The organism is Neobacillus sp. NRS-1170, from assembly GCF_050468025.1.
This window is the reverse complement of the sequence record NZ_JBITPF010000038.1, coordinates 54,969-76,911: the sequence shown is the minus strand read 5'-3', so window position 1 is coordinate 76,911 and position 21,943 is coordinate 54,969. Positions and strand designations below refer to the sequence as shown.

Annotated in this window: 22 protein-coding genes and 1 pseudogene; 20 read left to right on the top strand and 3 right to left on the bottom strand. The window is 38.6% G+C overall.

From position 1 onward, the window contains the following. Positions 1-5: 5 nt before the first annotated feature. Genes aroE through ACIFOT_RS17255 form a run of 6 tightly spaced genes read left to right on the top strand, consistent with a single transcriptional unit; the run spans position 6 to position 3,381 of the window. Positions 6-845: a shikimate dehydrogenase gene (gene aroE, locus ACIFOT_RS17280; protein WP_430066585.1), complete on the top strand. Its 840-nt coding sequence runs from the start codon at positions 6-8 to the stop codon at positions 843-845. Further along, positions 839-1,129, top strand: coding sequence for a ribosome assembly RNA-binding protein YhbY (gene yhbY, locus ACIFOT_RS17275; RefSeq protein WP_289988074.1), 291 nt, complete (start codon positions 839-841; stop codon positions 1,127-1,129). Before aroE ends, yhbY begins: the two co-directional genes overlap by 7 nt. A 17-nt stretch (positions 1,130-1,146) precedes the next feature. Continuing rightward, positions 1,147-1,716 carry a nicotinate-nucleotide adenylyltransferase gene (locus ACIFOT_RS17270; protein WP_430066584.1) on the top strand — a complete coding sequence of 190 codons (570 nt, stop codon included), beginning with the start codon at positions 1,147-1,149 and terminating at the stop codon, positions 1,714-1,716. Next, the gene (gene yqeK, locus ACIFOT_RS17265; RefSeq protein ID WP_430066583.1) at positions 1,706-2,272 is read left to right on the top strand and encodes a bis(5'-nucleosyl)-tetraphosphatase (symmetrical) YqeK; all 567 of its coding nucleotides are present in this window, start codon (positions 1,706-1,708) and stop codon (positions 2,270-2,272) included. Before ACIFOT_RS17270 ends, yqeK begins: the two co-directional genes overlap by 11 nt. A 3-nt stretch (positions 2,273-2,275) precedes the next feature. Beyond that, positions 2,276-2,632 carry a ribosome silencing factor gene (gene rsfS / locus ACIFOT_RS17260; protein ID WP_223591280.1) on the top strand — a complete coding sequence of 119 codons (357 nt, stop codon included), beginning with the start codon at positions 2,276-2,278 and terminating at the stop codon, positions 2,630-2,632. Beyond that, positions 2,629-3,381, top strand: a complete 753-nt coding sequence (locus tag ACIFOT_RS17255; protein ID WP_430066582.1) for a class I SAM-dependent DNA methyltransferase — start codon at positions 2,629-2,631, stop codon at positions 3,379-3,381. The genes rsfS and ACIFOT_RS17255 overlap by 4 nt, the downstream gene beginning before the upstream one ends. 72 nt (positions 3,382-3,453) lie before the next feature. Here the strand turns inward: ACIFOT_RS17255 and comER are convergent, their stop codons facing one another. Continuing rightward, entirely contained in the window at positions 3,454-4,278 is an 825-nt protein-coding gene (comER, locus tag ACIFOT_RS17250) for a late competence protein ComER (RefSeq protein ID WP_430066581.1), read from the bottom strand. 87 nt (positions 4,279-4,365) lie between these two features. Between comER and ACIFOT_RS17245 the strand changes: the two genes are divergently transcribed. The 3 genes and pseudogenes from ACIFOT_RS17245 to ACIFOT_RS17235 all read left to right on the top strand — a co-directional run bounded on the left by ACIFOT_RS17245 (position 4,366) and on the right by ACIFOT_RS17235 (position 7,946). After that, positions 4,366-5,010: a helix-hairpin-helix domain-containing protein gene (locus ACIFOT_RS17245; protein WP_430066580.1), complete on the top strand. Its 645-nt coding sequence runs from the start codon at positions 4,366-4,368 to the stop codon at positions 5,008-5,010. Between the two features lie 74 nt (positions 5,011-5,084). Beyond that, positions 5,085-5,531 (top strand): annotated as a pseudogene (locus ACIFOT_RS17240) (ComE operon protein 2); the annotation flags it as partial. 87 nt (positions 5,532-5,618) lie between these two features. Then, positions 5,619-7,946: a DNA internalization-related competence protein ComEC/Rec2 gene (locus tag ACIFOT_RS17235; protein ID WP_430066579.1), complete on the top strand. Its 2,328-nt coding sequence runs from the start codon at positions 5,619-5,621 to the stop codon at positions 7,944-7,946. Between the two features lie 77 nt (positions 7,947-8,023). Here ACIFOT_RS17235 and ACIFOT_RS17230 read toward each other — a convergent pair whose 3' ends face one another. Continuing rightward, a complete protein-coding gene (locus tag ACIFOT_RS17230) occupies positions 8,024-8,158 on the bottom strand; it encodes a YqzM family protein (protein WP_430066577.1) in 135 nt (44 codons plus the stop codon). A gap of 303 nt (positions 8,159-8,461) precedes the next feature. Between ACIFOT_RS17230 and holA the strand changes: the two genes are divergently transcribed. Continuing rightward, positions 8,462-9,478 (top strand): DNA polymerase III subunit delta, encoded by a 1,017-nt coding sequence (gene holA / locus ACIFOT_RS17225; RefSeq protein ID WP_430066576.1) that lies wholly within the window; start codon positions 8,462-8,464, stop codon positions 9,476-9,478. A 37-nt stretch (positions 9,479-9,515) separates the two neighbouring features. On the opposite strand, the gene rpsT is transcribed toward holA, so the two are convergent. Then, positions 9,516-9,776 (bottom strand): 30S ribosomal protein S20, encoded by a 261-nt coding sequence (gene rpsT / locus ACIFOT_RS17220; RefSeq protein ID WP_223591294.1) that lies wholly within the window; start codon positions 9,774-9,776, stop codon positions 9,516-9,518. Positions 9,777-9,993: 217 nt separating this feature from the next. On the opposite strand from rpsT, the gene gpr reads away from it, so the two are divergent. The 10 genes from gpr to prmA all read left to right on the top strand — a co-directional run bounded on the left by gpr (position 9,994) and on the right by prmA (position 21,929). Beyond that, a complete protein-coding gene (gene gpr / locus ACIFOT_RS17215) occupies positions 9,994-11,118 on the top strand; it encodes a GPR endopeptidase (RefSeq protein ID WP_430066575.1) in 1,125 nt (374 codons plus the stop codon). Positions 11,119-11,237: 119 nt separating this feature from the next. Further along, positions 11,238-12,434, top strand: a complete 1,197-nt coding sequence (gene spoIIP / locus ACIFOT_RS17210; protein ID WP_430066574.1) for a stage II sporulation protein P — start codon at positions 11,238-11,240, stop codon at positions 12,432-12,434. Between the two features lie 17 nt (positions 12,435-12,451). Then, positions 12,452-12,778 (top strand): DUF3679 domain-containing protein, encoded by a 327-nt coding sequence (locus ACIFOT_RS17205; protein WP_430066572.1) that lies wholly within the window; start codon positions 12,452-12,454, stop codon positions 12,776-12,778. 186 nt (positions 12,779-12,964) lie between these two features. Further along, positions 12,965-14,800 carry a translation elongation factor 4 gene (lepA, locus tag ACIFOT_RS17200; protein ID WP_430066571.1) on the top strand — a complete coding sequence of 612 codons (1,836 nt, stop codon included), beginning with the start codon at positions 12,965-12,967 and terminating at the stop codon, positions 14,798-14,800. A 70-nt stretch (positions 14,801-14,870) separates the two neighbouring features. Further along, the gene (gene hemW / locus ACIFOT_RS17195; protein ID WP_430066569.1) at positions 14,871-16,016 is read left to right on the top strand and encodes a radical SAM family heme chaperone HemW; all 1,146 of its coding nucleotides are present in this window, start codon (positions 14,871-14,873) and stop codon (positions 16,014-16,016) included. An 85-nt stretch (positions 16,017-16,101) separates the two neighbouring features. After that, positions 16,102-17,133 carry a heat-inducible transcriptional repressor HrcA gene (gene hrcA, locus ACIFOT_RS17190; RefSeq protein ID WP_430066657.1) on the top strand — a complete coding sequence of 344 codons (1,032 nt, stop codon included), beginning with the start codon at positions 16,102-16,104 and terminating at the stop codon, positions 17,131-17,133. Between the two features lie 132 nt (positions 17,134-17,265). Further along, a complete protein-coding gene (grpE, locus tag ACIFOT_RS17185) occupies positions 17,266-17,838 on the top strand; it encodes a nucleotide exchange factor GrpE (RefSeq protein ID WP_430066656.1) in 573 nt (190 codons plus the stop codon). A gap of 33 nt (positions 17,839-17,871) precedes the next feature. Continuing rightward, the gene (gene dnaK, locus ACIFOT_RS17180) at positions 17,872-19,707 is read left to right on the top strand and encodes a molecular chaperone DnaK (RefSeq protein WP_430066568.1); all 1,836 of its coding nucleotides are present in this window, start codon (positions 17,872-17,874) and stop codon (positions 19,705-19,707) included. Between the two features lie 120 nt (positions 19,708-19,827). Beyond that, positions 19,828-20,970, top strand: a complete 1,143-nt coding sequence (gene dnaJ / locus ACIFOT_RS17175; protein WP_430066567.1) for a molecular chaperone DnaJ — start codon at positions 19,828-19,830, stop codon at positions 20,968-20,970. Positions 20,971-20,987: 17 nt separating this feature from the next. Next, positions 20,988-21,929 carry a 50S ribosomal protein L11 methyltransferase gene (gene prmA / locus ACIFOT_RS17170; protein ID WP_430066566.1) on the top strand — a complete coding sequence of 314 codons (942 nt, stop codon included), beginning with the start codon at positions 20,988-20,990 and terminating at the stop codon, positions 21,927-21,929. Positions 21,930-21,943 lie beyond the last annotated feature (14 nt).

The following is a 21,943-nucleotide window of genomic DNA, read 5'->3' as shown; positions in this document are numbered from 1 at the left end:
TACCAATGAAAAAATTATTTGCAGTACTAGGGGATCCAATTGGACATTCCATGTCTCCCATTATGCATAATGATTTATTTTCGTATTATCAGATTGATGGTCAATATCTGCCTTTTCATGTCAAGAATGATGACTTGGAGGATGCTGTTAAAGGATTGAAAGCACTTGGCGTGGGTGGATTTAATATAACGGTTCCACATAAAAGCGCCATTATACCCTTCCTCGATGAAGTAGAGGAGTTAGCGTTAAATATTGGAGCAGTTAATACTGTTGTCAATGTTGGGGGCAAATTAATCGGTTATAATACCGATGGCCCTGGATTCTTAAGGGGATTAACGTCTCACATGCTTTCAATAGAAGGAAAGAAAGTGTTACTCATTGGAGCAGGTGGAGCTGCAAGAGGGATTTATTTTACTTTAGCTAAGGAAAAGGCGCTGGCAATAGACATTGCAAATCGTACGGTGGAAAAGGCTTCTGGGCTTATTGAAGCTTGCCCATACCGTATTTCATCGAACGCATATTCATTAGATGAGGCAAGCAGAAACTTAGAGGAATATGATTTAATCATTCAAACCACGACAAGTGGCATGTCACCAAAAATTGCGGAACTGCCGCTAAACGTAACAAATATAAAGAAACAAGCATTAGTATGTGATATAATATACAACCCGATTGAGACACTATTTTTGCAGGAAGCGAAAGCAAAAGGAGCAAGCATCCAAAACGGCATCGATATGTTTGTTTATCAGGGAGCACTTGCTTTTGAAAAATGGACCGGAATTTTTCCTGATGCAGAGAGAATGCGGGAAAATGTGTTAAATCAACTAGGAGGAAAAACATGTTAACAGGTAAACAAAAAAGATTCTTACGTTCAAAGGCACACCACCTCGACCCTATTTTTCAAGTAGGAAAAGGCGGCGTGAATGAAAATATGATTAAACAAGTAGCGGATGCTCTTGAAGCGAGAGAGCTTTTTAAAGTGAGCGTTTTGCAAAACTGTGAAGAAGACAAAAACGTAGTTGCCGAGCAGCTGGCAGAGGGTGCAGGTGCGGAAATCGTACAAATTATCGGAAATACAATTGTCCTTTATAAAGAATCAGTAGAGAAGAAGCAAATTACTCTTCCATAAAATTGAGGCGGTGGAGCATGAAGAAAGTTGGAATTTTGGGCGGTACCTTTGATCCGCCGCATTTCGGACATCTTTTGATTGCAAATGAGGTTCTTTTCGCTCTTCAGCTTGATGAGATTTGGTTTATGCCAAATCAGGAGCCTCCGCACAAGAAAAAAACTGATAAAGTAAATAATGAAGATCGGCTTCATATGCTTCAGTTAGCGATAGGGGATAATCATGCTTTTCAAATTCAGTCCATTGAACTTGAAAGGGAGGGACCATCCTATACAGTTGAGACAATGAAGTTAATCAATGACGAATTTCCTGACCATCAATTCTTCTTTATTATTGGGGCAGATATGATTGAGTATTTACCAAACTGGCATAAAATTGACGAGCTCGTAAAGCTCGTTCAATTTGTTGGTGTTGATCGGCCGCATTATAGCCATCAAACCAATTACCCTGTCCACTATGTTGACGTACCAGCATTGGATATCTCTTCAAGTATGATCAGAGAGAGAGTAAAAAGCAGGAAGACGGTCCGTTATTTACTGCCAGATTCCGTTATTTCTTATATCGAGGAGAAACAGCTATATGGAACGTGAAAGGGCCTTACAGTTAGTAAAGATACAATTAACCGAACATCGCTACCAGCATACCTTAGGGGTAATGAAAACCGCCATTACCTTAGCTAACCAATATGGTGCAGATGAAAAAAAAGCCGAACTAGCGGCGATTTTTCATGATTATGCAAAATTTCGTCCAAAGGATGAAATGAAAGAAATTATTGCTACAAAGAGTTTTCCACAGGATTTGCTCGAATATAATGCTGAGCTATGGCATGCACCTGTAGGTACATATTTAGTTGAGAAGGAAGCTGGAATATCTGACCGTGATGTATTGGATGCAATCCGCTACCATACATCCGGCAGGCCGGGAATGACACTTCTTGAAAAAATTATTTATTTGGCAGACTATATTGAACCAGGAAGACATTTCCCAGGGGTCGATGAGGTAAGGGAAATGGCAAAGGAAAGCTTGGATAAAGCATTAATTAAAGCGGTTCAAAATACGATTGTATTCTTAATGAAAAAGAATCAAAGGGTATACCCGGATACTTTTCATACGTATAATGACCTAATAAAAAATTTGGAGGATTGATTAATGGATAAACATGAGTTACTAAAAATTACCGTAAAAGCAGCTGATGATAAGCGGGCAGAAGATATAATGGCATTAAATATGAAGGGAATTTCCTTAATTGCGGATTACTTTATTATTTGCCATGGTAATTCGGATAAACAAGTCCAGGCTATTGCCAGAGAGATGAAAGAAAAGGCACAGGAAAATGGCTATGATGTAAAAAGGATTGAAGGTTTTGATGAAGCTAGATGGGTATTGATTGATTTAGGGGATGTTGTGGCCCATGTTTTTCATCGTGATGAACGAAGCTATTATAATTTAGAACGGTTATGGGGAGATGCTCCGTTAGAGGATATCCGCAGTGAGCTAAATTCATGAGTTATGAACAGTTTGCTTATCTTTACGATGAACTGATGAAGGATGCACCGTATGAAGAGTGGGTCCAGTTTGTCAAAGATAGACTTGTAAGATTTGGTATTGGCGAAGGACCAATACGATTACTTGATTTAGCTTGCGGCACAGGAGAGCTTTCGGTCCGTTTTGCTGAGGAGGGCTATCAAGTAACGGGCGTCGATTTGTCTGCCGATATGCTGGCTGTAGCTCATACAAAAGGAGAGAAAGCTGGATTAAAGATTCCTTTTTTTCAACAAAACATGGCTGATTTGGAAGGCCATGGAGAATTTGATGTTATCGGTATTTTTTGTGACTCATTGAACTATCTTGAATCTGAGGAAGAAGTAAAGAATACCTTTTTTAATGTTTACCAGCATTTAAGTCAAACAGGAATTTTTATTTTTGATGTGCACTCAATCTACAAAATGACCGAGGTTTTCATCAATCAGACTTTTGCTCATAGTGATGATCATGTGTCCTATATATGGAATAGCTTCCCTGGTGAAAAGCCTAATAGTGTGGAACATGAGCTGAGCTTTTTTGTATTGGATGAAAAATCGGGAAAATATGACCGCTATGATGAACTTCATTTACAACAGACCTATTCTATTCAACAATACTCGAATTGGTTAAGCGATGCCGGATTTGACTTGTTAGAAATTAGTGGGGATTTTGAAAACACTGCACCAAAAGATCATTCCGAAAGAATCTTTTTCGCCGCTAGAAAAAAATAATCAAAGCCATCTTTTTTTAAAAAGATGGCTTTTTTATAAAAATATAGGAGGAATTTGTCTTAATTTAGCGAATTAATGATTAGAGAATTGTCCCTCTACCTTAGAAAGGTCCTCTTTAAATTTAGCGTGTGTGGCTTGAAATAGGTGTTCAAACATATCGCCAACCTCATTCTCCAATACTTTAATTCCTTCACCTGTTATCCCGCCCTTTACACAAACCTTTTCCTGAAGTGACGGTAAGGTATAATGACCTTGTTTTAACAATTCACCAAGTCCCACGACCATCTCACTGGCAAATATTGTTGCAGTTTCTTCATCAATTTCCGTTTCTTTCACTGCTGCATTTATAAAACCCTGAAGTAAATAGCTGAAGAATGCAGGTCCGCAGCTAACAATATCAGAGGCAACTCTCGTAATTTTTTCATTGATAGAAACTGGCACAGATATCTTCGTAATTAATTTTTCAACTTCTACTCTCCAATGGTCGCTGCAATTTTCTCCAAAGGTAGTTAATGAAACTCCAGCTAATGCACGATTTGTGATACTAGGGATTACCCGGACTACGGAACAAGAAACTTTTTTTTCAATTTGGCTTGTACTGACTGGGCTTGTTATGGAAACGAGGCATTTTTCCTTGCCTAAATAGGGATTTATCTCATCAAGTATTTTAAAAATCTGTAATGGTTTCACGCAAATAAATATTAAATCGGACTCAGCCGCAACTTCCACTGCATTCGCCGCAATTTTTATATTATTATATTTATCTTTAAGCAGTATCGCTTTTGCCTTTGTTCTATTTGTAATCATTACTGAAGAAGGGGAGATTGCTTTTCCATCAATCAAAGCCTCGACTAAAATCGTCCCCATATTTCCGGTGCCGATGATGCCTATATTCATTGATACGACCCTCCTTCACATGAAAGATTCTCTTATAACAATATGAAAACCGTTAATGAAATATACCTTTAGAAAGGATGAATCCAATTGAAAGAATGGTTAATTGAGCACAAGTTATATGTTATCCTTGCTTCAATGGTAGCTTTTGGCGGACTTTATTATTTCTATATGGGTAATGATGCCCCGTCCACATCAAACCAAACCGTGAGTATGGAAAACACCACCCCTCAAACAAAAGAAAAAGAAGAGGTAAATAATCAGCAGGAAAAACAAACGAAAGTAACTGATAAAATTATGGTGGATGTTAAGGGACAGATTAAGCAGCCAGGGGTTTATCAAGCCAACACAGATGAAAGGGTAATTGATGTTATTAGCCGGGCTGGCGGGTTAACGGACCAAGCTGATCAAGGCCAGGTGAATTTTGCTGAGCATGTCCAGGACGAAATGGTTATCTTTATTCCAGCGAAGGGGGAGGCAGGTGCTGTACTAGGATCTTCTGGAGGTACAGTATTATCTGGTAGTGCGGCTCAAAATGAGGGGAAAATTAATCTTAATAAAGCCGAAGAAAACGAATTGCAAAACCTTCCGGGAATCGGACCTTCAAAGGCAGCTGCAATCATCGAATACCGGAACACGAGCGGTCCTTTTAAAGAAGTTGAGGATTTAAAGAACATAAGCGGAATCGGCGATAAAACCTTCGAAAAGTTAAAGGATTTGGTCGTTGTTCATTAAATACTTCATTTGACCAATTTGTCCAAGCCGTTTACACTTTAAATAAAAAGATTTTTTATAGGGAGTGGGAGAAAATGAAGCGGATTTCCTGGGATCAATATTTTATGGCACAAAGTCATTTGCTCGCACTAAGAAGCACATGTACCCGACTTACAGTGGGAGCGACAATTGTCAGAGATAAGCGAATAATTGCAGGAGGCTACAACGGATCGATTGCTGGTGGTGACCATTGTATTGATAAAGGCTGCTATGTAATTGATAACCATTGTGTAAGAACCATACATGCGGAAATGAATGCACTCTTGCAGTGCGCTAAGTTTGGTGTTCCTACAGCCGATTCTGAAATATATGTTACCCATTTTCCATGCTTACAATGCTGTAAGGCCATTATCCAGGCGGGCATTAAAACGGTCTATTATGCTGAGGATTATAAAAATCACCCTCATGCCATCGAATTATTTGACCAAGCACATGTTAAGATAGAAAAAGTAGAGCTAACTGAACCAATTATCGATTTTCGAAAGGTTAATCAATAATCCTCAAAAATCGCCGGTTTAAACGCCGGCGATTCTTATCCCTCAAAAATTACTACAAAATTGGAGGAAAAAATGTACGGAAAATTTGTGTATTTTGCAATCGCTGCCTTATTAGCGGAGTTATGCGTACTTAGTAAATTTCTTCCCTTTTTTCTTTTAACCGTGACCTATCTTTATGTTTTATATAAATACAAGAGATTTAACAATCAACAACTATTGCTTATTTTTGCAATTGTATTCGTATTTTTCTTAACTGGACATTCTGCTGTTATTAAAAATAAAACAAAAATACCAGGAACAGAAACGGGCTTTCTTCTTGAATATATCCAAGATCCCAAAATTGATGGGGATTTGTTGCAGGTTCAGGCTATCGATCACAAGTACAAAGAGAAAGTATTAATCCGCTATTCCGTCCAATCCGGACATGAAAAAAACCTGTTACATAGTCGAAGTTTTTATGGGTATTTATGCAGGGCAGCTGGCACTTTGGAAAAACCGAAAGTTGCCAAAAATCCTAATGGCTTTAATTACCGTAATTATTTATCCTCTAATGAAATCTTCTGGATTGTTGAAATCCAAGGAAGCCCCCTTCAGAATTGCGCTCCAGTTCATCAGTCTGCGACAGTCATAATTAAACAGCTTCGTTTTATGGGTGTACGCTACCTTGAAAATCATTTTCCGCCGGAAATCGCCTCACTTTCAGCAGCGTTAATTTTTGGTGATAGAAGTATGCTTGACAGTCAACTCCTTGGGGATTATCAACAAACGGGAATTGTCCATTTATTAGCTATTTCAGGCCTTCATGTCTCCTTGCTTATCGCAATGGTTTTTTTTATCGGCATCCGAATGGGTTTAACCCGGCAGTTCATGTTGAATTTCTTGCTTATAGTTATTCCAATTTATGTAATCTTAACTGGAGCGTCCCCGTCGGTAATACGGTCAGCGCTTATGATTATGCTTTTTTTAATTACGGGTAAGTGGAAAAGAATTCTCAAACTTTTGCCCATTGATGCTATTAGTTTGGCATGTATGTTATATATATTTTTTAGTCCGCTGGTTCTTTTTGATATCGGTTTTCAGCTTTCCTTTTCCGTAAGCTTTGTCATTATTTTGTCATCAAGTTCAATTCTTAATGGATATCACTCAAATGGGGAAAAGATGCTGTTTACTTCGATCATTTCCCAATTGGCGGCACTTCCCTTTATACTTTATCATTACTTTGGAATGTCCATGATTGGGATATTCGCCAATATGTTATACATACCGCTTTTCTCTTTTGTTTACATGCCGGGTTTATATTTATTGTTTTTCATCCAAATCGTTTTTCATCATACACCGTCCTTCCTAAACTCACTATTTTTATTGATAATAAATTTTTTTAATCATCTTATTGGCGTTCTAGCTGATTTTTCGATTACTTCGTTTGTTCCAGGAAGACCAAACAAATTTCTCCTTATAATTTATATTCTCATTATTTTCAGGATTTTTTATATTTGGGAATCAAGGTCCACTTTAAAAAGAAATGCGCATCTAATATCAATTACGTTTGTGTTATTTATTTTCCAGCCGAGTTGGAACTTTCTAAATCCATTTGGCGAAGTGACATTGATTGATGTCGGACAAGGTGACAGTATTTTGCTTCATTTCCCTCACGATAATGGCACCTACCTTATTGATACCGGCGGGACGATGCAATTTACGGAGGAAAGTTGGAAGGAGAAGGAAAAACCGTATGAAGTGGGACGGGATGTGGTGGTTCCGTTCTTAAAGGGAAAAGGAATTACTAAGATTGATAAACTTATTCTTACTCATGGTGATATGGATCATATAGGAGGGACATTTTCCATTCTAAAGGAGATAAAAGTAAATCAAATCCTAATGCCGTCTGTTCACGATCCTTCGGATACAGAACGCGCCATTATTAAAATGGCAAAAAAGAAAGGGATTTCTGTAATTAAAATTTCAAAGGGAAGTCATTGGGGCAGTGGGGAAAATGAATTTTATATTCTTTCGCCGGAAAAAAATTTTGTAGGTGAACGGAATCGTGGTTCGATTGCCATGATTGCTCAAATAGGGGGAGTCAGCTGGTTTTTGGGCGGAGATTTGGACCAGGAAGGAGAGGAAGCAATCATCAAAAACTATCCTCATTTAAAAATAAATGTGCTTAAAGCAGGCCATCATGGAAGCAGAACATCGAGCGCGGAAGCCTTCATAGATCAAATAAAGCCGAGTGTTGCGTTAATTTCTGCAGGTGAGCATAATCGATTTGGCCATCCCCATCAGGAAGTGCTCGAACGTTTAAGGACGGCTAAAGTTAAGATTTATCGGACTGATATACAGGGAGCAATTACATATCGTTTTTACCAGGGAAAAGGAACCTTTTCAACCTATTTGCCATAGGATATAGCAATTATCACAGAACTAAAAAAGACTGCATTTATTGCAGCCCTTTTTAGTTACTCATATGTAGCCATTTATTAAGAACCAATTAGCTTAATAACTGTTGCAATAATAAACATAATCGCAAAAAAACCAAAAGAAACCCCAAAACCAACTCCTGAATCAATTGCATCGTTACGTTTACTTACTATGTTTTTTTCAAATTCGTTCACGATTTACCCCTCCTATTTCAAGATATAGTATAAGCCATTCGCCTGAAAAAATCCAGCCTGCCTCAAATTGCTTTCAATAACTGACAAGTGTTGTCAAAATAGTTTAATTAGGCGCGGGCTACACTATGATTACAAAGAAATTCCGCAAGCATGAAGAAGTTCCTAGGGCCTTGATGCTGGCGTTCATTATAGATCGGGAATTGGCACTTTTTAGAAAAGCGCTAATTCCCTTTAAATACTTGTCAAATCGTCCAAGCTTCTTTACGATAATATGTGAGTGAAATGAAGGGGAGCGCTGGGCAAATGGTATTAGATGTTTGGAAGAAAATAAAGCAAAGGGAATTTGCCCCTATTTATTTATTATATGGAACAGAGGCATTTTTAATCAATGAAACAAAACAACTCCTTTTAAACACCGTTTTAGGGGAAGAGGAGAAGGAATTTAATTTCGCTGCGTATGATTTAGAGGAAACACCAATCGAATTAGCCTTGGAAGATGCAGAAACCTTCCCTTTTCTTGGTGATAGAAAGGTTATTTTTTTACATAATCCTGCTTTTTTAACTGCCGAAAAAACAAAAGAAAAAGTGGACCATAATATAACACGATTTGAAGCATATCTAAAGGAGCCAGCACCATACACGATTATGGTTATTTCTGCTCCCTATGAGAAATTGGATGAACGAAAGAAAATCACAAAGGAATTAAAAAGGAACGCTGAAATAGTCGAAGCAAAAAAATTAAATGAGTTTGAATTAAAAAACTGGGTGAAATCAAGGGCGAAATCCTGTGGAATTGAATTTGAGCAAGACGCGATTGACCAATTGCTGGCACTTAGCGGAACCAATATGTTTATGCTTTCAAGTGAAATAGAAAAACTGGCTTTATATGCTGCGGAGAAAAAAAGAATTGATGTATCGATTGTTGAGCAATTAGTGGCAAGATCACTAGAGCAAAACATTTTTACCTTAGTTGAAAAGGTAGTTCAGCGGAAACTTGATGAAGCATTGAGAATTTATTTTGATTTGTTAAAACAAAATGAAGAACCTATTAAAATACTGGCTCTCCTGGCAGGGCAATTTAGATTAATTTATCAGGTAAAAGAGCTCTCAAGAAGAGGATATGGGCAACAGCAAATTGCTGGATATTTAAAAACTCACCCGTTCCGTGTAAAGCTTGCTCTCGGACAGGCAGCCAGCTTTACTGATGAAGACTTATCTCATTTAATGGGTCTCATAGCCGATGCGGACTATCAGATGAAAACGGGCGGGATGAATAAATCATTATTAATCGAAATGCTATTGTTTCGTTTAAAGAAATAAAAAAAACGATTCCTTTAATAAGGAATCGTTTTTTTTATTATAGAGAGTTAGCTTTTTTCATTAGACGAGATTTTTTACGAGCAGCAGCATTCTTATGGATAAGACCTTTTGCAGCAGCCTTGTCTAATTTACTAGCAGCAGTTACTAATGTTTCTTTTGCAGCAGCTGCATCGTTAGTTGAAATAGCAGCTTCTGCTTTCTTAACAGCAGTACGCATTGCAGATTTAGCAGTTGTATTTTGAGCATTACGAGCTTCGCTTGTTTTTACACGCTTAATAGCAGATTTAATGTTAGGCATTACTTTCACCTCCTACAAAGAATCGAGACTATATGAACTCGACTTAACATTCATTATTCATAATTCGCAACAAGAGCTATTTTATCAAATGGTACCCTATATTGCAATATAGAAATTACCTTCTTACTTAGTTTACCCTGCATGTTTTTATCGAAAAGGGGTAAAAATAGGAAATAGTTTCTATTTTAAGGCGATTTTTCGATAGGAGTGATTTCAAATGGGTGAGTCTGTCGACTTAAGTCAGTATTCTGTTCGAACAGATTTGGCAATTGAAGCAAGGGAAATGGTCCTTGCTGGCAAGGGTGCATCTGTTCAGCAGGAGGAAAATCTTTCACAAATTGAAGGCGTCATCATCAAAGAAAAAGATGTTGATGATATAAAAATCTCATTAGTAGAAGTTACAAAACAAGGTGAAAATCAGCTTGGAAAAAAAGCTGGCAGGTATTTAACGTTGGAAGTTCAGGGAATTCGACAGCAGAACACAGAGGTGCAGCAAAAGGTCGAGGAGATTTTTGCAAAAGAATTCTCTCATTTTTTAGAAGGTTCCGGAATTAAAAAGACAGATTCATGTCTTGTTGTTGGGTTAGGGAACTGGAATGTAACGCCTGATGCGCTGGGACCAATGGTTTGTGAAAATCTCTTGGTAACACGTCACCTTTTTCAACTCCAGCCGGAAAATGTAGAGGAAGGATATCGCTCTGTCAGCGCTCTCTCACCTGGTGTAATGGGGTTAACAGGAATTGAAACGAGCGATATTATTTTTGGGGTGGTAGAAAAAACAAAACCCGATTTTGTAATTGCGATAGATGCCTTGGCATCGCGTTCAATCGAAAGGGTTAATTCTACGATTCAAATTTCCGATACAGGTATTCATCCTGGTTCAGGTGTAGGGAACAAGCGAAAGGAATTAAGTAAGGAAACATTAGGAATTCCTGTAATCGCTATTGGTGTACCAACAGTAGTGGATGCAGTATCCATTACAAGTGACACGATTGACTACATTCTAAAACATTTTGGTAAAGAGATGAAGGAAGGAAATCGTCCATCACGGGCGCTTGCTCCGGCAGGAATGAGCTTTGGTGAACGACGCAAATTGACAGAAGAAGATATGCCTGAAGAAAAGCATCGGAAAACCTTTCTTGGAATGATTGGGACACTCCCTGATGAGGAGAAAAGAAAGTTAATTTATGAAGTTTTGTCCCCGCTTGGCCATAATTTAATGGTAACACCTAAGGAAGTCGATGTTTTTATTGAAGATATGGCAAATTTAATTGCCAATGGTCTGAATTCCTCGCTCCACAGTGCGGTTGATCAGGAGAATGCTGGATACTATACGAGATAGCAAATTTTTTTGGGGGCCCTATTGGCCCCTCGAGAAAATCTCTTATTTATAAAAATGTGGTTCTACCAACTCTAGCAATGTCATAGGATTTACTAGAATCCGTTTTGCGAGGTGGAACCATGAAATCTAAATCTTCAGGAACGTTTGTGATGGTGCAAGGGACAAGTCTATTGAAAGCCGGTGCAGCACTTTTTTTGTTTTTGCTATTGATTTTCTCTATTAGTGGGTTGTTAACCTCGTTAAAACCACAATATCGATTAATGTCGACTTCCGTTAACCAAGCGACCATGAATGTGAACGGCGAACTGCTGTATCAATTGATGGGATGGGAAAATCATCATTTTTTAAAGGTAGATAATAATTGGACAACCGCCCCCAAATTGACCAATTTAGTATTTAAACTGTCTAGCAATATTAATTTGAATGACCCACGAAGCTTGCTTGGCCGAGAATTGCCCGGATTTTTTCAATTTGATGGACAAATTGTCGTGGCAGGTGAGGGAACGAATTATACCAATATGCCAATAGAATCCTCGCCGCCAATCGAAATAATGAAGGCGGAACGTGAAGCAGCCTTGCAAAATATAGAAGGTTTGGACAAGCCGGATGATGAGAATCCTCGTCCAACACCTGGGCAGACAACAGGCGATAGAAAGGTCGTATATCTTTACTTTACACATAATCGGGAATCCTATTTACCTTATCTTAAAGGAGTCACCAACCCGGACTTAGCCTATCATTCGCAAATCAACGTGACAAAAATTGGCGATCATTTAAAAACAAGTTTAGAGGATAGAGGAATTGGAACCTTTATAGATAAGACTGATGTACAGGCGAACTTAAATAAAAAAGGCTTAAATTATGCGAATTCTTACCAAGAATCCCGCTCTATTGTACAAACGGCAATGGCGTCAGATCGTGATTTACATTATTTTATCGATATTCATAGGGATTCTAAACGGAAACCTCAAACAACAGTTAACATTAATGGAAAGTCCTATGCCAAGCTTGCTTTTATCATTGGCGGCAAAAACGCGAATCATGAAAAAAATGAAAAATTAGCAACTGAACTCCATAACCTTATGCAAAAAAAATATAAAGGTCTGAGCAGGGGTGTGATCGTGAAGATGGGTGGAAATGCTGTCTATAATCAAAACCTTTCAGATAATGCGATCTTAATTGAATTTGGCGGTGTAGATAATACCTTTGATGAATTAAATCGATCGGCCGATGCACTGGCTGACGTGTTTAGTGAATATTTCTGGCAGGCCGAAAAGGTTAATCAGGATGTTGAACAATCAACAAATAAACAATAGAAGTTGGGAGTACGCTTATGAAGATGTTCATGCTAAAAAGCTTAGGGGTTGCAGCGCTAATGTTTATCTCAGTTTTAGCAGGAATGCAATTAGCTAATGATGGAATTCATAAAATGAAAGGCTATGAGGATCCGAATTTTCAAAATGCTGTTTCCATCAATGAAACCGACAAAGACTTAAATGCAATCTTTCTTGGGAAGGATATTTCCAGTCATGATATAGAAGCAAAAAAGAAGAAGCTAGAGGAAATAAGTGCCTTTAATTTCTTCTCCTCAATGGGAAAGAAATTATCGGACGGGCTCTCAGGCGCATCTGGAAAACTGATAAAGAAAATTACCGAATGAAAAATTTTGAAAGCGGCCCATTACACAGGCCGCTTTTAGAATTGTCCAGCTCCAGCGCCTAGGGGCTCGAGGTCATAAGCCTCTGGGCAAGGCGCTTCAGCTTTTCTTTTTTTCATTGAATCTTGATTTACCTGCTGATATAATCAAAAATAGTGTACATGTGCGAGTATAGTAGGAGTGAACGACATGAACAAAGAAGAAAAACTCAAACGACAATCAAAAATTAGAAATTTTTCGATTATTGCCCATATTGACCATGGTAAATCAACATTGGCAGATCGGATTTTAGAGAAAACCAACGCTCTTTCATCACGTGAAATGAAAGACCAGCTGCTCGATTCAATGGATCTTGAACGAGAACGAGGCATTACGATTAAGTTAAATGCTGTCCAGCTTAAATATAAAGCAAAAGATGGAGAAGAATATATTTTTCATTTAATTGATACACCGGGACACGTCGATTTTACGTATGAGGTATCAAGGAGCCTTGCTGCCTGCGAAGGGGCGATTTTAGTCGTAGATGCAGCACAAGGAATAGAAGCACAGACACTAGCGAACGTTTACCTTGCCCTCGATAACAACCTTGAAATTCTACCTGTTATAAATAAAATAGACCTGCCAAGTGCAGAACCTGAAAGGGTTCGAAATGAAATTGAAGAAGTAATTGGCTTAGATGCCTCTGAAGCAGTTTTAGCATCTGCTAAAGCAGGAATTGGTATTGAAGAGATTCTTGAACAAGTAGTAAAGACCGTTCCGGCTCCAACTGGAGACCCTGAAGCACCATTAAAGGCACTCATTTTCGATTCATTATACGATGCATATCGTGGTGTTGTTGCCTATATCCGTGTCGTTGAAGGATCAGTAAAAGTCGGCGATAAGATTAAAATGATGGCCACTGGAAAAGAATTCGAAGTAAATGAAGTTGGAGTATTTACTCCTAAAGCAACGTTACTTGATGAATTAACCGTTGGTGATGTTGGTTTTTTAACAGCTTCGATTAAAAATGTCGGGGATACTCGTGTTGGTGATACAATTACGAATGCGAAAAATGGAACGACAGATCCCCTTCCAGGTTACCGGAAATTAAATCCAATGGTGTATTGCGGACTTTATCCAATTGATACAGCTAGATTTAATGACCTTCGTGAAGCCCTTGAAAAGCTTCAGTTAAATGATTCCGCCCTTCAATTTGAACCGGAAACATCCCAAGCACTTGGATTTGGTTTCCGCTGTGGTTTCTTAGGTCTTCTTCATATGGAAATCATTCAAGAGCGAATTGAGCGCGAATTCAAAATAGACTTAATTACCACGGCACCAAGTGTTATTTATCACGTACACATGACAGATGGCACTGAATTAAAGGTAGATAACCCGTCTAATTTGCCGGATCCTCAGAAAATAGATCGTGTAGAAGAGCCTTATGTAAAAGCAACCATGATGGCTCCTAATGAATATGTAGGGCCGATTATGGAGCTTTGCCAATTAAAACGCGGAATCTTTATTGATATGCAATACCAAGGTGAAAATCGCGTAAGCATTATTTATGAAATTCCATTGGCAGAAATAGTTTATGATTTCTTTGATCAATTGAAATCTGGCACGAGGGGATACGCTTCTTTTGACTATGAATTAATTGGTTATAAACCATCTAGTCTGGTTAAAATGGATATATTGTTAAATAATGAAAAAGTAGATGCCTTAAGCTTCATTGTGCATAAGGATTTTGCTTATGAACGAGGAAAAGTAATTGTTGAAAAACTAAAGGAATTAATTCCAAGGCAGCAATTTGAGGTCCCTGTTCAGGCTGCAATTGGCCAAAAAATTGTGGCTCGTTCAACGATTAAAGCAATGCGGAAAAACGTATTGGCTAAATGTTATGGGGGAGATATCTCTCGTAAACGGAAGCTGTTAGAAAAGCAAAAAGAAGGTAAAAAGCGGATGAAACAAGTTGGCTCTGTTGAAGTACCGCAGGAAGCCTTCATGGCCGTCTTAAAAATGGACGATAATAATACAAAAAAATAAACTTGAAAGAGGGGTAAGGACTAGCCGAATTTGGTGGTACCTGCCTCTTTTTATTAGGAAGTGAAAAAACTTGATTAAAGCAGCTTATCTTCATATCCCTTTCTGTGAGCATATCTGCCATTATTGTGATTTTAATAAAGTGTTTTTGAAAGGACAGCCGGTTGATGAATATTTACGCGCACTTGATCGCGAAATGGAGTTAACACTTCAAAGATATCCAACACATGAACTTCAAACCATTTTTGTTGGCGGCGGCACTCCCACTTCCTTAAATGAGCAGCAGCTGCAGCGATTTTGTGAAAGCATCAATGAACGATTACCCAAAAGTACAGATTTGGAGTTTACTTTTGAAGCGAATCCGGGAGATTTATCAAAGGAAAAACTGCAAATTTTAAAGGATGCAGGTGTAAACCGAATTAGTCTCGGTGTCCAAACTTTTAATGAAGAATTACTAAAAAAAATCGGCCGAGTTCATCGTGCCAAAGACGTATATCAATCGGTTGAAAATGCAAAATCCGTGGGCTTCGAGAATATCAGCATTGATCTTATTTTCAGCCTGCCAACTCAAACAATTGCAGACTTTAAGGAATCTTTAACTGAGGCCTTCACGCTCGATATTACCCATTATTCCGCCTATTCGTTAATTATTGAACCAAAAACGGTTTTTTATAATTTATTGAAAAAAGGGAGTCTCCCAACCCCCGGTGAGGATGCTGAAGCAGCAATGTATGAATTATTAATGGAAGAAATGGATAAACATGGATTTGTCCAGTATGAAATTAGTAATTTTTCAAAGCCTGGCTATGAAAGCAGGCACAATCTTACCTATTGGAATAATGAACAGTATTATGGTTTTGGTGCTGGAGCACATAGTTATCTAAATGGAGTAAGGCGTTCAAACGTGGGTCCTTTGAAAAGATATATGGATCTTATCACTAAAGGTGAAATGCCTGTTTTGGAGGAAAATCAAGTAAACATTTCGGAACAAATGGAAGAGGAGATGTTCCTAGGGCTGCGTAAAACAGCCGGAGTTTCGATCTCTCATTTCACCGGAAAATTTGACCGGAATCCTTTAGAAATATTTAAACATCAGCTTGATGAGCTTGCCGCGAAACATTGGATTGAAGTCTCTGACGACCATATATATTTAACTAAAAAGGGACGTCTATTGGGAAATGAAGTTTTTCAAACCTTTTTAGGAGTATGTGATGTGTAATGATTGACACCATCCCCCCTTTTTTGATAATTTATTAATATAATTAGCACTCGGTAACAAGGAGTGCTAACAGAGGTGATGAATGTTGTTAACAGATCGTCAATTGTTAATTCTTCAGGTTATTGTTGATGACTTTATTCGATCTGCACAACCTGTCGGCTCAAGAAGTCTGTCGAAAAAAGAGGAAATCTCCTTTAGTTCAGCGACTATTCGTAATGAAATGTCTGACCTTGAAGAAATGGGGTTTATTGAAAAGACGCATACCTCATCAGGTCGTGTGCCTTCTGAAAAAGGGTATCGATATTATGTAGATCATTTGCTTTCGCCTCAGGTTTTAAATCAGCAGGATATATCAATAATTCAATCGATTTTTGCTGAGAAAATTTTTGAGTTTGAAAAAATCATTCAAAGATCTGCTAAAATCTTATCGGATTTAACTAATTATACATCAATCGTTCTAGGACCGGCTGTTAGTATTAATAAGTTAAAAAGGATACAAATCATTCCGTTAAACAAAGAAACAGCGGTCGCTATTTTTGTTACGGATACAGGGCATGTTGAGAACCGCTCTTTTTCATTACCACCGTCTATAGATATAAGTGATTTGGAAAAAACGGTGAATATATTAAATGATCGTTTATCAGGAGTTTCTCTCGAAGATTTGAACGATAAGATTTATAAAGAGGTAGCTGTTCTCCTAAGGCAGCATATCCATAATTATGATTTAATGCTGCATACCATTGGTGAAACCTTTAAAATGCCAATTAATGAAAAGTTATTCTTTGGCGGAAAAACCAATATGTTAAGTCAGCCGGAATTCCACGATATTACAAAAATTCGAAGTCTTTTAACGATGATTGATCAGGAAGAGTGGATTTATAATTTAATAAGGAAAAACTCCTCTGGAATCAATGTGAAAATAGGCAAAGAAAATAATGTGAGTGCCATGGATAATTGCAGCTTAATTACGGCTTCTTATTCTGTTGGAGCAGAAAATTTAGGTACAATAGCGATTCTTGGGCCTACCAGAATGGAATATTCCCGAGTCATTAGTCTGCTCCAATTATTAAGCCATGATTTAACTGAAGTCTTAACTAAGCTGTATCAAAATAATTAGCACTGGTAATATTGAGTAAGGGTGAAATGCCTGTTTATTTCACCCCCTTTACTATGGAAATGTATTTTAATTTAGCTAGCGAGTAATTCTTTAAGGGAGGTGAGTAAGTTGACCAATGAAAAGAACAATACCATAAATGAAGAAGTAGAAACATTAAAAGAAAAAGTTGAACTTACTGAAGAAGAAGTGGCTGAGCCAGTTTTTGCTGAAGAGGAAAATGTTGAACAAGAAGCGGTGAACCCTCTTGATGAACAACTTAAAGAAATTCAATTGCTTCAGGAAAAGTTAGATGCAGCAGATAATCGTTATCTTCGTCTTCAAGCAGATTTTGATAATTTCCGTCGCCGTACTAGACTCGATCTAGAAGCGAGTGAAAAATATAGGGCACAAAAATTAATTATGGATTTACTTCCTGCTTTAGATAATTTTGAAAGAGCATTGAAAGTGGAAGCCGACAATGAGCAAACAAAATCTCTTTTGCAAGGAATGAACATGGTATTCCGCAGTTTGGTAGATGCTTTGAAAAAAGAAGGTCTTGAACCAATTGAAGCGGTTGGCAAGGAATTTGATCCACATCAGCACCAGGCAGTCATGCAGGGGGAAGATGAAAATTATGGTTCAAACATTGTCATTGAGGAGTTTCAAAAGGGCTATCTATTAAAAGATAGAGTCATCCGGCCATCTATGGTTAAAGTCAATCAATAAAAGTTTACATATTTTATCTAGGAGGAAAAGGTAATGAGTAAAATTATCGGTATTGACCTTGGTACAACAAACTCATGTGTTTCTGTACTTGAAGGCGGAGAACCAAAAGTTATCCCTAATCCAGAAGGAAACCGCACAACTCCTTCTGTTGTTGCCTTTAAAAATGGCGAACGTCAGGTAGGGGAAGTGGCAAAACGCCAAGCTATTACAAATCCAAATACGATTATTTCTATTAAACGCCATATGGGTACTGATTACAAAGTGGAGGTTGAAGGGAAAAACTATACTCCTCAAGAACTTTCTGCTGTAATACTACAATATTTAAAGTCTTATGCAGAAGACTATCTTGGCGAACCGGTTACAAAAGCGGTTATAACTGTTCCTGCTTATTTCAATGATGCTGAGCGTCAAGCAACAAAGGATGCTGGCAGAATCGCTGGTCTTGAAGTTGAACGGATTATCAACGAGCCAACTGCTGCTGCACTGGCATACGGTTTAGATAAAACCGACCAAGACCAAACAATTCTAGTTTATGACCTTGGCGGCGGTACATTTGACGTTTCAATTCTTGAGCTAGGTGACGGTGTTTTTGAAGTAAAAGCAACTGCTGGGGATAATCGTCTTGGCGGAGATGATTTTGACCAAGTTATTATCGATTACTTAGTAGAGCAATTCAAGAAAGAAAATGGTATCGACCTTTCTCAAGATAAAATGGCGTTGCAGCGCTTAAAGGATGCAGCTGAAAAAGCGAAAAAAGACCTTTCAGGTGTAACTTCAACGCAAATTTCATTGCCATTTATCACGGCTGGACCTGCTGGCCCGCTTCACCTTGAAGTCAGCATGTCCCGCGCTAAATTTGAAGAACTATCAGCTCATCTTGTGGAGCGTACAATGGGCCCTACACGTCAAGCTTTAAGTGATGCAGGTTTAACTCCTTCACAGATTGATAAAGTAATCCTTGTTGGTGGTTCAACACGTATTCCTGCTGTTCAAGAAGCAATTAAAAAAGCTACCGGTCAAGAACCACACCGCGGTGTAAACCCTGACGAAGTGGTTGCGATGGGTGCTGCCATTCAAGGCGGCGTTATCACTGGTGATGTGAAGGATGTTGTTTTACTAGACGTAACTCCATTATCACTTGGTATTGAAACCATGGGTGGAGTCTTTACAAAACTAATTGATCGTAATACAACTATACCTACATCAAAGTCGCAAGTATTCTCTACCGCTGCAGACAATCAAACTGCTGTTGATATCCATGTTCTTCAAGGGGAACGTCCAATGGCTGCAAATAACAAAACATTAGGACGCTTCCAGTTGTCAGATATTCCACCAGCGCCACGTGGAATTCCACAAATCGAAGTTACTTTTGATATTGATAAAAACGGTATTGTAAACGTTCGTGCGAAAGACCTAGGCACAAATAAAGAACAACAAATTACTATAAAATCATCAACTGGTCTATCTGATGAAGAAATTCAAAAGATGGTCAGAGAAGCAGAAGAAAACGCAGATGCTGACAAACAACGTAAAGAAGAAGTAGAGCTTCGCAATGAAGCAGACCAACTTGTTTTCACAACTGAAAAGACGTTAAAAGATCTTGAAGGCAAGGTAGATGCTGCTGAAGTGGCGAAAGCTAACGAAGCAAAGGATGCTTTAAAACAAGCAATTGAGAAAAATGATCTTAATGAAATCCGTACTAAGAAGGATGCTCTTCAAGAAATCGTTCAAGCTTTGACAGTTAAGCTTTATGAGCAGGCAGCACAAGCGCAGCAAGCAACGCAAGGCGGTCAAGAGAGTGGAAGCACTACAGGCAAGAACGACAATGTCGTTGATGCGGAATTTGAAGAAGTTAAGGATGATAAGTAAAAGGCTGTGAAAATATAGATAAAAGCCAAAGTCAGTTCAGCTGCTTTGGCTTTTTTATTGCAATAGCACTAATAACGGTGTTACAATAATCTTTATGTGAAAGATTCGGGAGTGGTAATCATGAGTAAACGGGATTACTATGAAGTGCTAGGCGTAGCTAAGGGCGCTTCAAAGGATGAAATAAAAAAGGCATATCGTAAACTATCAAAAAAGTATCATCCAGATATTAATAAAGAGCCAGAAGCAGCGGATAAATTTAAAGAAATTGCCGAAGCATATGAAGTCTTAAGCGACGATCAGAAAAAGGCTCATTATGACCAATTTGGCCATACCGATCCAAATCAAGGCTTTGGCGGCTTTGGCGGCGGCAGCGATTTCGGCGGTGGCTTTGGCGGATTTGAAGACATTTTTAACACCTTTTTTGGCGGTGGCGGCGGCGGCTCTAGAAGACGTGATCCGAATGCGCCAAGACAAGGAGCAGACCTGCAGTATACAATGACGATTTCCTTCGAAGAAGCAGCGTTTGGAAAAGAGACTGATATTGAAATTCCACGCGAAGAAACATGCGTTACCTGCAGCGGTTCCGGAGCTAAACCTGGAACTAAAGCCGAAACCTGTAAGCATTGCCAGGGGTCAGGACAATTAAATGTTGAGCAAAATACTCCATTTGGCAGAATTGTGAATCGTCGCACATGTCATTACTGTAATGGATCAGGTAAAGAAATTAAACATAAATGTTCAACCTGCGGCGGAACAGGAAAAGAGAAGAAACGCAAGAAAATCCATGTTAAAATTCCAGCAGGAATCGACGATGGCCAGCAATTAAGAATGTCTGGGCAAGGTGAAGCTGGCATCAATGGTGGACCAGCCGGAGATCTTTATGTTGTATTCCATGTCCGACAACATGAGTTTTTTGAAAGAGATGGCGATGATATTTACTGCGAGATGCCTATCACATTTGTGCAAGCAACTCTAGGTGATGAAATTGAGGTTCCAACCCTGCATGGTAAAGTGAAGCTGAAGGTACCAGCTGGAACACAAACGGGAACGAGATTCCGCCTGAAAGGAAAAGGGGTTCCGAATGTACGTGGATACGGTGTTGGGGACCAACATATTCAGGTGCGTATCATAACCCCAACCAAGCTCAACGACAAGCAAAAACAGATCTTGCGAGAGTATGCTGAGGCGAGTGGTTCGGCGCCAATAGGTGAACATGAAGAAAGCTTTTTCTCAAAAGTAAAACGTGCCTTTAAAGGCGAGTAAGGATTGGAGTTGGTAGAATGAAGTGGTCAGAAATTAGTATCCACACAACAAATGAAGCGATCGAACCTATTTCACATATTTTGCATGAAGCTGGGGCGAGCGGTGTAGTGATTGAAGATCCATTCGAATTGACAAAGGAAAGGGTAGATCAATTCGGGGAAATCTACCAACTCAATCCTGATGACTATCCGGAAGAAGGCGTAATTGTAAAAGCATATCTTCCAGTTAACAGCTTTTTGGGTGAAACGGTCGAGGCTATTAAAGAATCGATTAATAATTTAATTATTTATGATATCGATTTAGGTTTAAACAAGGTTACAATCAGTGAAGTAAATGAAGAAGAATGGGCAACAGCCTGGAAAAAATATTATAATCCAGTTAAAATTTCTGAGAAATTTACTATTGTCCCTACATGGGAGATTTACGAGCCTGTCAGCAGTGACGAATTAATCATTGAATTGGATCCAGGCATGGCATTTGGGACTGGAACACACCCGACAACGGTTATGTGTATTCAAGCACTTGAACGGACAGTCCTTCCAGGTGACCGGGTAATAGATGTGGGAACAGGCTCAGGTGTTTTAAGCATTGCTGCAGCTCAGCTTGGTGCTGAGGATGTTCGGGCGTATGATCTTGATGAAGTGGCTGTGACACAGGCGAAATTAAATATTAAATTAAATAAAGTCAGTGATACGGTTAACATTTCCCAAAACAATCTGCTTGATGGGGTTGAGGAAAATTCAGCTGATGTCATTGTTGCGAATATTTTAGCTGAAGTGATTTTGCGCTTTACAGATGATGTTGCGAGGGTCGTTAAGCCAGGCGGGTCATTCATTGCATCGGGAATCATTCAGCAGAAAAAAGAGCTAGTTAAAGAAGCAATTGTAAGTGCAGGCTTTGATATCACAGAAACCATTCTGATGGAAGATTGGGTTGCCATTATTGCAAAAAGGAAATAACTATTTAGGGAAAG